This window comes from Achromobacter sp. SD115 (genome assembly GCF_017355315.1).
Classification (GTDB): domain Bacteria; phylum Pseudomonadota; class Gammaproteobacteria; order Burkholderiales; family Burkholderiaceae_B; genus Achromobacter; species Achromobacter xylosoxidans_B.
In genome coordinates, this window is the sequence record NZ_JADIJM010000012.1 from 188,504 (window position 1) to 199,735 (window position 11,232).

Annotated in this window: 16 protein-coding genes; all 16 read left to right on the forward strand. The window is 67.0% G+C overall.

The window, feature by feature from the left end; all coding sequences use genetic code 11:
* The first annotated feature begins 6 nt into the window (after nucleotides 1-6).
* Nucleotides 7-819: an ABC transporter ATP-binding protein gene (locus IPU70_RS18450; RefSeq protein ID WP_013390955.1), complete on the forward strand. Its 813-nt coding sequence runs from the start codon at nucleotides 7-9 to the stop codon at nucleotides 817-819.
* On the forward strand, nucleotides 816-1,628 hold the full coding sequence (locus IPU70_RS18455) for an ABC transporter permease (protein ID WP_013390954.1): 813 nt from the start codon (nucleotides 816-818) through the stop codon (nucleotides 1,626-1,628). Before IPU70_RS18450 ends, IPU70_RS18455 begins: the two co-directional genes overlap by 4 nt.
* Before the next feature lie 5 nt (nucleotides 1,629-1,633).
* Nucleotides 1,634-1,879, forward strand: coding sequence for a BolA family protein (locus tag IPU70_RS18460; protein WP_013390953.1), 246 nt, complete (start codon nucleotides 1,634-1,636; stop codon nucleotides 1,877-1,879).
* Entirely contained in the window at nucleotides 1,879-3,147 is a 1,269-nt protein-coding gene (murA, locus tag IPU70_RS18465) for a UDP-N-acetylglucosamine 1-carboxyvinyltransferase (RefSeq protein WP_207469211.1), read from the forward strand. Before IPU70_RS18460 ends, murA begins: the two co-directional genes overlap by 1 nt.
* The gene (gene hisG, locus IPU70_RS18470; protein ID WP_207469212.1) at nucleotides 3,144-3,824 is read left to right on the forward strand and encodes an ATP phosphoribosyltransferase; all 681 of its coding nucleotides are present in this window, start codon (nucleotides 3,144-3,146) and stop codon (nucleotides 3,822-3,824) included. Before murA ends, hisG begins: the two co-directional genes overlap by 4 nt.
* Nucleotides 3,825-3,877: 53 nt before the next feature.
* Nucleotides 3,878-5,182 carry a histidinol dehydrogenase gene (gene hisD / locus IPU70_RS18475; protein WP_059376795.1) on the forward strand — a complete coding sequence of 435 codons (1,305 nt, stop codon included), beginning with the start codon at nucleotides 3,878-3,880 and terminating at the stop codon, nucleotides 5,180-5,182.
* Entirely contained in the window at nucleotides 5,179-6,318 is a 1,140-nt protein-coding gene (gene hisC / locus IPU70_RS18480; RefSeq protein WP_242702571.1) for a histidinol-phosphate transaminase, read from the forward strand. The genes hisD and hisC overlap by 4 nt, the downstream gene beginning before the upstream one ends.
* Nucleotide 6,319: 1 nt before the next feature.
* The gene (hisB, locus tag IPU70_RS18485; protein ID WP_013390948.1) at nucleotides 6,320-6,907 is read left to right on the forward strand and encodes an imidazoleglycerol-phosphate dehydratase HisB; all 588 of its coding nucleotides are present in this window, start codon (nucleotides 6,320-6,322) and stop codon (nucleotides 6,905-6,907) included.
* 34 nt (nucleotides 6,908-6,941) lie between these two features.
* Entirely contained in the window at nucleotides 6,942-7,637 is a 696-nt protein-coding gene (gene hisH / locus IPU70_RS18490; RefSeq protein WP_207469214.1) for an imidazole glycerol phosphate synthase subunit HisH, read from the forward strand.
* 56 nt (nucleotides 7,638-7,693) lie between these two features.
* Nucleotides 7,694-8,434, forward strand: coding sequence for a 1-(5-phosphoribosyl)-5-[(5-phosphoribosylamino)methylideneamino]imidazole-4-carboxamide isomerase (gene hisA, locus IPU70_RS18495; protein WP_006224535.1), 741 nt, complete (start codon nucleotides 7,694-7,696; stop codon nucleotides 8,432-8,434).
* Nucleotides 8,431-9,249, forward strand: a complete 819-nt coding sequence (gene hisF, locus IPU70_RS18500) for an imidazole glycerol phosphate synthase subunit HisF (RefSeq protein ID WP_207469216.1) — start codon at nucleotides 8,431-8,433, stop codon at nucleotides 9,247-9,249. Before hisA ends, hisF begins: the two co-directional genes overlap by 4 nt.
* Before the next feature lie 134 nt (nucleotides 9,250-9,383).
* On the forward strand, nucleotides 9,384-9,788 hold the full coding sequence (gene hisI / locus IPU70_RS18505) for a phosphoribosyl-AMP cyclohydrolase (RefSeq protein ID WP_041652068.1): 405 nt from the start codon (nucleotides 9,384-9,386) through the stop codon (nucleotides 9,786-9,788).
* Nucleotides 9,785-10,135 (forward strand): phosphoribosyl-ATP diphosphatase, encoded by a 351-nt coding sequence (locus IPU70_RS18510; protein WP_013390944.1) that lies wholly within the window; start codon nucleotides 9,785-9,787, stop codon nucleotides 10,133-10,135. Before hisI ends, IPU70_RS18510 begins: the two co-directional genes overlap by 4 nt.
* A 17-nt stretch (nucleotides 10,136-10,152) precedes the next feature.
* Nucleotides 10,153-10,521: a histidine triad nucleotide-binding protein gene (locus tag IPU70_RS18515; protein ID WP_013390943.1), complete on the forward strand. Its 369-nt coding sequence runs from the start codon at nucleotides 10,153-10,155 to the stop codon at nucleotides 10,519-10,521.
* Between the two features lie 14 nt (nucleotides 10,522-10,535).
* A complete protein-coding gene (gene tatA / locus IPU70_RS18520) occupies nucleotides 10,536-10,763 on the forward strand; it encodes a Sec-independent protein translocase subunit TatA (protein ID WP_013390942.1) in 228 nt (75 codons plus the stop codon).
* A gap of 71 nt (nucleotides 10,764-10,834) precedes the next feature.
* On the forward strand, nucleotides 10,835-11,232 hold a 398-nt coding region (tatB, locus tag IPU70_RS18525), incomplete at its 3' end, for a Sec-independent protein translocase protein TatB (protein ID WP_207469217.1).

Here is an 11,232-nt window from a genome sequence, read left to right on the forward strand (position 1 = left end):
CCCGTCATGTCCGCCGTCAGTCTAGAAAACGTCTCCAAGGTCTACTCCCCGCGCCAGCGCGGCTGGCAGAAGCTGCTCGGGCGCGCGCCCGCCGCCGGCTTCCAGGCGCTGGATAATGTCAGCCTGAATATTGAACACGGCGAGTTCTTCGGCCTGCTCGGCCCCAATGGCGCCGGCAAGACCACACTGATTTCGATCCTGGCCGGCCTGGCGCACGCCAGTTCGGGCCGCGCCACGGTCTGTGGATACGACGTCGTGGCCGACTACAAGTCGGCACGGCGCGCCCTGGGCGTCGTGCCCCAAGAGCTGGTCTATGACCCGTTCTTCACGGTGCGCGAGACCCTGCGCATCCAGTCCGGCTATTTCGGCCTGCGCAAGAACGACGACTGGATCGACGAAATCCTGTTCAACCTGGGGCTGGCCGACAAGGCCAACTCCAATATGCGGGCGCTGTCCGGCGGCATGAAGCGCCGCGTGCTGGTGGCCCAGGCGCTGGTGCACCGCCCGCCGGTGATCGTGCTGGATGAACCCACTGCCGGCGTGGACGTGGACCTGCGGCGCACGTTGTGGGAATTCATCTCGCGCCTGAACAAGGCCGGCCACACCATCATGTTGACCACCCACTACCTGGAAGAAGCGGAAGCCCTGTGCGGCCGCATCGCCATGCTCAAGCGCGGCCGCATCGTGGCGCTGGACACCACCCAGGCCCTGATGGCCCGCGTCGGCGGCGTCGACCTGGAAGACGCCTTCGTGCGCATCATGCACGCCGGCGACGAGCAACCCGCGCCCGCCCTGCAACCCGAAGAGATCTCGTCATGACCCAGCCCGCCGCGACCGCCAGCCAGCCGCTGGTGCAGCCCCGCCTGGATGCGGGCTCCGGCTTCCCGACCTTGCTGCGCAAGGAATTGCTGCGCTTCTGGAAGGTCAGCTTCCAGACCATCGCCGCCCCGGTCATCACCGCGCTGCTGTACCTGCTGGTCTTCGCCCATGTGCTGGAAGGGCGCGTCATGGTGTACGGCAGCGTGCCCTACACGGCGTTCCTGATTCCCGGGCTCATGATGATGAGCATGCTGCAAAACGCCTTCGCCAACCCCTCGTCATCGCTCATCCAGAGCCGCATCACGGGCAACCTGGTCTTCATGCTGCTGCCGCCGCTGTCGCACCGCGACATCTTCGCGGCCTATGTGCTGGCGGCGATCGTGCGCGGCCTGGCGGTCGGGCTGTGCGTATGGGTGGTGGCGCTGTTCTTCGTGTCGCTGATCCCGGCGCACCCGCTGTGGCTGGCCGTCTTCGCCGTGCTGGCCTGCGGCATCATGGGCGTGCTGGGCCTGATTGCCGGCCTCTGGTCCGAAAAATTCGACCAGCTCGCGGCCTTCCAGAATTTCCTCATCATGCCGGCCACCTTCCTGTCCGGCGTGTTCTATTCCATCCATACGCTCCCCGCCTTCTGGCAGAGCGTGTCCCACTGGAACCCCATCTTCTACACCATCGACGGCTTCCGTTACGGATTCTTCTCGGTGTCGGACGTCTCCCCCTGGCGCAGCCTGGCCGTGGTGACGGGGGTGTTCCTCGCGCTATCGCTCTATGCGCTGCGGCTACTGGCCAGCGGCTACAAACTCAGGAACTGACGTCCATGCTTCCCACTCCCGCGCAAGTCCGCCAATACATCGCGGACGGCCTGCCCTGTGAACACCTCGACGTGCAAGGCGACGGCTCGCATTTCGACGCCGTCATCGTCAGCACCGCCTTCGAAGGCAAGCGCCTGATCCAACGCCATCAACTGGTCTATGCCGCGCTCGGCGACCGCATGAAGGCCGAGATCCATGCGCTGTCCATGCGCACCCTGACGCCCGCCGAATACCAGCAAGCAGGCAAGTAATGGACAAGCTACGCATCACCGGAGGTTCGCGCCTGCACGGCGAAATCTCCATCTCCGGCGCCAAGAACTCGGCCCTGCCCATCCTGTGCGCCGGCCTGCTGACCGCCGACGCGCTGACCCTCAGCAACGTGCCGCACCTGAACGACACGGCCACCATGCTGCGCCTGCTGGGCCGCATGGGCATGCGCGCCGAGCGTGACGCGGACGGAACGGTCACGCTGCAGGCCAACCAGGTCGACAAGCTGGAAGCCCCCTACGAACTGGTCAAGACCATGCGGGCCTCCATCCTGGTGCTGGGTCCGCTGCTGGCGCGCTTCGGCGAAGCCCGCGTCAGCCTGCCTGGCGGCTGCAGCATCGGCCAGCGTCCGGTGGACCAGCACATCAAGGGCCTGGCCGCCCTGGGCGCGGAAATCAGCATCGAACACGGCTTCGTGGTGGCGCGCGCCAAGCGCCTGAAGGGCGCCTCGGTGCGCACCGACATGGTCACCGTCACCGGCACCGAGAACCTGCTGATGGCCGCGGTGCTGGCCGAAGGCCGGACCGTGCTGGAAAACGCCGCCTGCGAACCCGAAGTGGTGGACCTGGCAGAACTGCTCATCAAGATGGGCGCGCGCATCCAGGGCCACGGCACCAGCCGCATCGTGATCGACGGCGTGGACCGCCTGCACGGCGCCGAACACCGCGTCATCTCCGACCGCATCGAAGCCGGCACCTTCCTGTGCGCGGTCGGCGCGGCGGGCGGCGACATCGTCCTGCGCAACACGGACGCGGACATCCTCGGCGCCACCCTGGGCAAACTGGCCGAGGCCGGCCTCACCATCGAGACCGGCCCCGACTGGATCCGCTGCGCCATGTCCTCGCGCCCCCGCGCCGTGGGCTTCCGCACGCTGGAGTACCCCGGCTTCGCCACCGACATGCAGGCCCAGGTCATGGCGCTGAACACCGTGGCCGAAGGCACCTCGGTCATCGTCGAGACCATCTTCGAAAACCGCTACATGCACGTGCAGGAATTGCGCCGCATGGGCGCGGACGTCGACATCGACGGCCACACCGCCATCGTGCGCGGCGTGCCGAAGCTGTCGGGCGCCACCGTCATGGCCACCGACCTGCGCGCCTCGGCCAGCCTGGTCATCGCCGGCCTCGCGGCTGAAGGCGAAACCCTGGTCGACCGCATCTACCACCTGGACCGCGGCTACGACCAGATGGAAGTCAAATTGCGCGCCCTGGGCGCGAACATCCAACGCGTTACCGGCAAGGAACAGGCATGAACGATGCCCCCACCACCGTCACCCCCCTGACCCTGGCCCTGTCCAAAGGGCGCATCTTCGAAGAAACCATGCCCCTGCTGGCCGAGGCCGGCATTGAAGTCCCCGAGAACCCCGAAAGCTCGCGCAAGCTGATCCTGCCCACCAGCGATCCCGGCCTGCGCCTGATCATCGTGCGCGCCTCGGACGTGCCCACCTACGTGCAATACGGCGCGGCCGACCTCGGCATCGCGGGCAAGGACGTGCTCATCGAGCATGCCAAGGAACAGCCCGGCGGCCTGTATCAACCCATCGACCTGAACATCGCCAAGTGCCGCCTGGCCGTGGCCGTGCGCAAGGGCTTCGACTACGAAGGCGCCGTCCACCAGGGCGCGCGCTTGCGCGTGGCCACCAAGTACGTGCAGTCAGCCCGTGAACACTTCGCGGCCAAGGGTGTGTACGTGGACATCATCAAGCTGTATGGTTCGATGGAACTGGCGCCGCTGGTGGGCCTGGCCGACTGCATCGTGGACCTGGTGTCCACCGGCGGCACCTTGCGCGCCAACGACCTGGTCGCGGTGGAAGACATCATGCCGATTTCCTCGCGCCTGATCGTCAACCAGGCCGCGCTGAAGACCCGCGGCGCCCGCCTGCAACCGCTGCTGGACGCCTTCGAGAGAGCCGCCTCCCGTAACGCCTGACCCTCGCCCGCCGCGACGCCGCGGCGGCCGTTACCTGCTTGCTGCATGACGCCATGGCCCTGATCAATCGTCTCGACTCCCGCGATCCCGGATTCAAATCCGCCCTGTCCACGCTGCTGGCCTTCGAGGCCACCGAGGATGAATCCATCGACCGCGCCGCAGCCGGCATCCTGGCCGACGTGCGCGCCCGCGGCGATGCCGCGCTGGTGGAATACACGCAGCGTTTTGACCGCATGCCCGGCGCATCGGCCCAGACGCTGGAGATCCCCAAGGCGGACTGGCATGCGGCCCTGGCCGCACTGCCGGCCGCCCAACGCAACGCGCTGGAAGCCGCCGCCGACCGCGTGCGCAGCTACCACGAGCGCCAGCGCGCCGAGACCTGGACCTACACCGACGCCGACGGCACCATGCTGGGCCAGCAGGTCACCCCGCTGGACCGCGTGGGCCTGTATGTGCCAGGCGGCAAGGCCGCCTATCCGTCCTCGGTGCTGATGAACGCCATCCCGGCCAAGGTCGCGGGCGTGCAGGAGCTGGTCATGGTCACGCCCACGCCCGACGGCGTGCGCAACCCCATCGTGCTGGCCGCCGCGGCCATCGCCGGCGTGGACCGCGTCTTCGCCATCGGCGGCGCACAAGCCGTGGGCGCGCTGGCCTACGGCACCGCCACCGTGCCGGCCGTCGACAAGATCGTCGGCCCGGGCAACGCCTACGTCGCCGCCGCCAAGCGCCGCGTGTTCGGCGTGGTCGGCATCGACATGATCGCCGGCCCCAGCGAAATCCTGGTGATCTGCGACGGCAAGACGCCGGCCGACTGGATCGCCATGGACCTGTTCTCGCAGGCCGAACACGACGAACTCGCGCAATCCATCCTGCTGTGTCCGGACGCCGCCTTCATCGAAGAAGTGCAGGCCTCGATCGAACGCCTGCTGCCCACCATGCCGCGCGCCGACATCCTGCGCGTCAGCCTGGCCAACCGCGGCGCGCTGATCCTGGTCCAGGACCTCGAAGAAGCCTGCCGCATCGCCAACGACATCGCACCCGAGCACCTCGAGATCTCCACCGAACAGCCCGAGAAATGGACCGCGCAGATCCGCCACGCCGGCGCCATCTTCATGGGCCGCTTCAGCTCCGAATCCCTGGGCGACTACTGCGCCGGCCCCAACCACGTGCTGCCGACCTCGCGCACGGCCCGTTTTTCGTCGCCGCTGGGCGTCTATGACTTCCAGAAACGTTCCAGCCTGATCCAGGTTTCGCATCAGGGCGCCCAGAAGCTGGGCCGCATCGCCGCCGAACTGGCGCTGGGCGAGGGCCTGCAGGCGCACGCCGCCAGCGCCCAGTACCGGATCGACCAGCCATGAGCCTGCCGGACCGCTCCGAAGGCAACCCCGCAAGCGCGGCTCCCGCGGCAAGCGTTGCCGGCCGCATTGCCGGCACGGTCCGGGCGGACATCCGCGAACTGGCCGCCTATCCCGTGGCCAACGCGGAGGGCTGCATCAAGCTCGACGCCATGGAATGCCCCTACGAGCTGCCCGAGGCGGCGCGCGAAGACATCGCCCGCGCCGTGCGCGACACGCCACTGAACCGCTATCCCGCAGCCGACCTGTCTGCGCTGCAAGAGGCCGTGAAAACGGCCTTCGGCGTGCCGGACGCCGCGGACGTGCTGTTCGGCAACGGCTCGGACGAACTCATCCACATCGTGGTGCAGGCCTGCTGCAACCCCGGCGACGCGGTGCTGTCGCCCTGGCCGTCGTTCGTCTACTTCGACATGGCCGCGCGCTTCGACCACGCCCGCTTCGTCGGCGTGCCGCTGACGGCCGACCTGACCCTGGATTTGCCGGCCATGCTGGCCGCCATCCGCGAACACCAGCCCAAGGTGGTGTTCCTGGCCGTGCCCAACAATCCCACCGGCGGCCTCTGGTCCGACGAGGACGTAGCGGCCATCATCGCCGCCGCCCCCGGCCTGGTCGTGCTGGACGAGGCCTACCAGCCCTTCGCCGACCGCACCTGGATGCCACAGGTGCTGGACGCGCCCAACGTGGTCGTCATGCGCACGGTGTCCAAGATCGGCCTGGCCGGCCTGCGCTTCGGCTACCTGGCCGGACACCCCGCCTGGATCGCGGAACTGAACAAGGTCCGCCCGCCCTACAACCTGGACGTGCTGACCCAGGCCACGCTGTCGGCCGTGCTGCGCCACAAGCCGGTGCTGGACGAACAGGCCGCCCGCCTGCGCGCGGACCGCGAGCCGCTGGCCGCCGCGCTGGCCCAGTTGCCCGGGGTGCGGGTATTCCCTTCCGCCGGAAACTTCGTTCTTGCCCGCTTTTCCGGCAAGCTGGACGGCAACGCCGTGCATCTTGCCCTGAAAACGCGCAAAATATTGATTCGCAACTTCTCCAACGCCCATCCGCTACTGGCCAACTGCCTGCGCATCTCGGTGGGCGCCCCGGCTGAAAACGCCGCCTTGCTATCCGCCCTGCAAGAGATTTTGAGTGCTTAACATGCGTACCGCTGAGATCACCCGCAACACCAACGAAACCCGCATCCGCGTGGCCGTCAATATCGACGGCACCGGCAAGCAGACGATCGACACCGGCGTGCCGTTCCTGGACCACATGCTGGACCAGATCGCGCGCCACGGCCTGATCGACCTCGACATCAAGGCGGAAGGCGACCTGCATATCGACGCGCACCACACCGTCGAAGACGTGGGCATCACCCTGGGCATGGCCATCGCCAAGGCGGTCGGCACCAAGGCCGGCCTGCGCCGCTACGGCCACGCCTACGTGCCGCTGGATGAAGCGCTGTCGCGCGTGGTGGTGGATTTCTCGGGCCGTCCCGGCCTGGAATATCACATTCCCTTCACGCGCGCCCGCATCGGCGACTTCGACGTGGACCTGACCCGCGAATTCTTCCAGGGCCTGGTCAACCATGCCCTGATCACGCTGCACATCGACAACCTGCGCGGCGTCAATGCCCACCACCAGGCGGAAACGGTCTTCAAGGCCTGTGGCCGCGCCCTGCGCATGGCCATGGAAGTCGATCCCCGCATGGGCGACGTCGTGCCCTCCACCAAGGGCGTGCTGTAACGTCCGCCCTCCACCCCGCAGCAGGCAGAAAGAAGTGACCACTATCGCCATCGTCGACTACGGAATGGGCAATTTCCATTCCGTCGCCCGCGCCCTGAAATACGCCGCCCCCGATGCCGACATCCGCATCTGCAGCCAGCCCCAGGAGATCGCCGCGGCCGACCGCGTCGTGTTTCCCGGCCAGGGCGCCATGGCCGACTGCATGCGTACCCTGAACGAATCCGGCCTGCGCGAGGCCGTCGTGCGCGCCGCGCGCGAGAAGCCCCTGCTGGGCGTGTGCGTAGGCGAACAGATGCTGTTCGATTCCAGCGAGGAAGGCGGCACCGCCTGCCTGGGACTGTTCCCCGGCGTGGTGCGCCGCTTCTCGGGTCCCGGCTTTGCGGCCCCCGTCAGCGATGACGACGCCTGCCTGGCCGACACCGGCGCCGCCGGCCTGGCCGACACCCGCCCCGAACGCCTCAAGGTTCCGCACATGGGATGGAACAAAGTGCGCCAGACGCGCTCTCATCCTATCTGGGCCGGCATTCCGGACGACACACACTTCTATTTCGTCCATAGCTACTACGCCGATCCGGAAGATCCGGACCTGACTGTTGGTGAAACCGAGTATGGCCTCGCCTTTACCTGCGCGGTGGCGGCGGCTAACATTTTCGCGGTGCAGTTTCACCCCGAAAAGAGCGCCGAGCACGGTTTGCGCCTGTATCGCAATTTTGTAGACTGGCAGCCGTAGGCTCCAAGCCCACGCCCGCCAGCCCTTTCAACCCCTATATTTATTCGCTGCCCACCATGCTGCTGATCCCCGCCATCGATCTCAAAGACGGGCGCTGCGTGCGCCTGCGCCAGGGTGACCTGGACGATGCAACGGTGTTCTCTGAAGACCCCGCCGCCATGGCCACACGTTGGCTCGACCAAGGCGCGCGCCGCCTGCATCTGGTCGACCTGAACGGCGCCGTCGCCGGCAAACCCAAGAACGAAGCCCCCATCAAGGCGATCCTGGACGCTGTCGGCGACGACATCCCCGTGCAGATCGGCGGCGGCATCCGCGACCTCGACACCATCGAGCGCTACCTTGACGCCGGCATCTCCTACGTGATCATCGGCACCGCCGCGGTCAAGAACCCCGGCTTCCTGCAGGACGCCTGCGGCGCCTTCCCAGGCCAGATCATCGTCGGCCTGGATGCCCGCGACGGCAAGATCGCCACCGACGGCTGGAGCAAGCTGACCCGCCACGACGTGCTCGACCTGGCCAAGAAGTTCGAGGACTACGGCTGCGAAGCCATCATCTACACCGACATCGGCCGCGACGGCATGCTGTCCGGCGTCAACGTCGAAGCCACGGTCCGCCTGGCCCAGCACGTGCGCATCCCGGTCTACGCATCGGGCGGCATCGCCGGCATCCAGGACATCGAAGCCCTGTGCGCCGTCGAGGAAGAGGGTGTCGAAGGCGCCATCCTGGGCCGCAGCATCTACGAAGGCACGCTCGACTTCCAGGCAGCGCAGGCGCGCGCCGACGAACTGGCAAAATGACCACCTCCAGCAGCACCCCCGGGGCCGGCGCGCCCGCACAGAGCGCGCTGACCCGCCGCATCATCCCCTGCCTTGACGTCACCGCGGGCCGCGTCGTCAAGGGCGTGAACTTCGTCAACCTGCTCGACGCAGGCGACCCCGTCGAGATCGCCCGCCGCTACAACGAGCAGGGCGCCGACGAACTCACCTTCCTCGACATCACCGCCACCAGCGACGGCCGCGACCTGATCCTGCCCATCATCGAGCAGGTGGCCTCGCAGGTCTTCATTCCGCTGACGGTGGGCGGCGGCGTGCGCCAGGTCTCCGACATCCAGCGCCTGCTGAATGCCGGCGCCGACAAGATCAGCATCAACAGCGCCGCCGTGGCCAATCCGGAACTGGTGCGCGCAGCCTCGGACTACCACGGCTCGCAATGCGTGGTGGTGGCGATCGACGCGCGCCGCGTGTCGGCCGCCGGCGAACCCGCCCGCTGGGAAGTCTTCACCCACGGCGGCCGCAAGGCCACCGGGCTGGACGCCGTGGCCTGGGCGCGCCGCATGGCCGCCTACGGCGCCGGCGAAATCCTGCTGACCAGCATGGACCGCGACGGCACCAAGTCCGGCTTCGACCTGGAACTCACGCGCGCCGTCTCGGACGCCGTGCCGGTGCCCGTCATCGCCTCGGGCGGCGTGGGCAACCTGCAGCATCTGGCCGACGGCGTCACCACCGGCCGCGCCAGCGCGGTCCTGGCCGCCAGCATCTTCCACTTCGGCCAGCACACCGTGGGCGAGTGCAAGCGCTTCATGGCGAGCCTCGGCATCCCTGTAAGGGTGTGACGCGCCCCCGGAGCGCCTGCGGCACTCCGGGATGCCCCTCTCAGGCGTGCAACAAGGTATTGCCGTAAGATTATGAGTCCCCACGCGACTGTGGCGGTCCGCAAGCTGCCGCGCGAGGACAATGGATGAATGAGATGAGCAACGAACCCGCCTGGATGGCCGATGTCGTCTTCGACGAAAACGGCCTGATACCCGCCATCGCGCAAGACGCCGAAAACGGCCAGATCATGATGGTGGCCTGGATGAACCGCGAATCGCTCGCCGAAACGGCCGCCACCGGGCGCGCCGTCTACTGGTCGCGTTCCCGCCAGCGCCTGTGGCGCAAGGGCGAGGAATCCGGCCACGCCCAGGAAGTGCACGAACTGCGCCTGGACTGCGACGGCGACGTGATCCTGCTCAAGATCCACCAGCAGGGCGGCATCGCCTGCCACACCGGGCGCGCCAGCTGCTTCTACCGCCGCCTGGAAGGCCAGTCCGACCAGGCCTCCTGGACCACGGTGGACCCCGTCCTGAAAGACCCCGAACTGATCTACAAATGACCGCTCAAGCCGCAAGCGCCGCAGAAATCCTGGCGCGCATCGCCGATACCCTGGAAACCCGCCGCCCCGAGAACGGCGGCGATCCCCAAGCCTCCTACTCCGCCAAGCTGCTGGCCAAGGGCCCCGACGCCTTTCTCAAGAAGATCGGCGAGGAAGCCACCGAACTGGTCATGGCCGCCAAGGACGGCGTGCCCGACCGCATCGTCAGCGAAACCGCCGACCTGTGGTTCCATTGCCTGGTGGCCCTGACGCATTTCAAGCTACGGCCCGAAGACGTACTGGCCGAACTGGCCCGCCGCGAAGGCCTGTCCGGCCTGGCGGAAAAGGCGAGCCGCCCGCAAGACTGACCACGGAACCCGGAAAAATGAGCGACAACTGTCTCTTCTGCAAGATCGCCGCTGGCGACATCCCGTCCAAGAAAGTCTACGAAGACGAGGACTTTGTTGCGTTCCACGACATCAATCCGGCCGCGCCGGTACATTTATTGCTGATCCCTCGACGTCATGTCACATCCATGCAGGATATTAAGGGGGAGGACGCAGAATGGTTGGGTAGAATGATGTCATTAGCGCCGCGGTTAGCCGCTGAAAACGGTTGCCGTCCGGGCCCTGATGGCGGGTTTCGCATCATGATCAATTCTGGCGTCGAAGGCGGCCAGGAAGTCCCGCATCTGCATTTCCACATCATCGGCGGTTCGCGACCCTGGAAAGGGCGCGTGGCCCCCAACGCGTAATTCGGAGAAACATCATGGGTAGTTTCAGCATCTGGCATTGGTTGGTCGTCCTGGTCATCGTGGCGCTGATTTTCGGCACCAAGAAGCTGCGCAACATCGGCTCGGACCTGGGCGGCGCGGTCAAGGGCTTCAAGGAAGGCATGAAGGACGCCAACGGCGACAAGCCGGCCGAACCGATCGCGCAGCAGCGCGTCTCCGGCGACACCATCGACGTGCAGGCCAAGGAAAAATCCAACTCCTGAGCGCCTGCTCGGCTCCCGGGCCGTCCTGAAAAGGCCGGCCCTTATTGCATCCACTCCCGAGCGGCCGTCGAATGTTTGATGTCAGCTTCACTGAACTGATGGTGATCGGCGTCATCGCCCTGATCGTCATCGGCCCCGAACGCCTGCCCAAGGTTGCCCGCACCGTCGGCCACCTGCTCGGGCGCGCGCAGCGTTACGTCAATGACGTGAAATCCGATATCCAGCGCGAAATCGAGCTCGACGAACTGCGCAAGTTCAAGAGCGAAATGGAAGATGCCGCCCAGGGCGTGCAACAGTCGCTGAACGAAACCCAGGCCTCGCTGCAGGAACCCGTGCAGCAGTTCCGCGCCGAACTCGACGAGGTCGCGCGCGAAGCCAGCATCAAGGCCGAACCGGCCGCCGCCGGCGACACGCCTGCCGAGCCCGAGCGCAGCATCGCGCCGCCCCCCGGCCAGAACCACAGCCTGGA